This is a genomic window from Psychrobacter piscatorii (genome assembly GCF_904846415.1).
Classification (GTDB): Bacteria; Pseudomonadota; Gammaproteobacteria; order Pseudomonadales; family Moraxellaceae; genus Psychrobacter; species Psychrobacter piscatorii.
Genome location: NZ_CAJHAR010000105.1, coordinates 1 through 586 on the forward strand (window position 1 = coordinate 1; position 586 = coordinate 586).

The 586-nt window shown below is 39.6% G+C and carries 1 rRNA gene; it reads right to left on the minus strand.

Features of this window, described 5'->3' with window-relative positions:
• Window positions 1–470 precede the first annotated feature (470 nt).
• Window positions 471–584: ribosomal RNA gene (rrf, locus tag JMX83_RS15070) — 5S ribosomal RNA — on the minus strand.
• Between the last annotated feature and the right edge of the window lie 2 nt (window positions 585–586).

Sequence of the window (586 nt, forward strand, 5' to 3'; positions counted from 1 at the left end):
AATAGTCTCAATCACTGTCGTCCAGTCATCGATATATAGGGTAAATCTTTCGCTTTTCGCCTTTTCCGTTGCCGGTTAAGCTATCTAGCGAGCCGACTATCTTATCATAATGATTTGAATTGTCAAGCTTTATTTTAATTTGTTTCAACAGGTTAACTGGGTTAGTAATATGTAATTTACATATTCGTTGCCGCTAGTCCGTCTGATGAGGGCGTATTATAGACCCTTTATTTATTTAGTCAAGAGGTATTTTCTATTTAGTTTGAAATAACCTAATTGCTTAAGCTTCCTCACTACTTCCCTTTCGACTGGGTGGCATTATACGCACATCTAATGAGAACGCAAGGAGTATTGTGACTATTTTATAAATAGATCTTTATCCATAAAATTTGAATTACGCTTCTCTTAAATATCACGCACAAAGAAAAGCCCCTTGATACTAACGTATCAAGGGGCAAATCAGAATAGAGAGCTGACGATGACCTACTCTCACATGGGCGAACCACACTACCATTGGCGCAACGATGTTTCACTTCTGAGTTCGGGAAGGGATCAGGTGGGGCCATCGCGCTATTGTCGTCAGCAA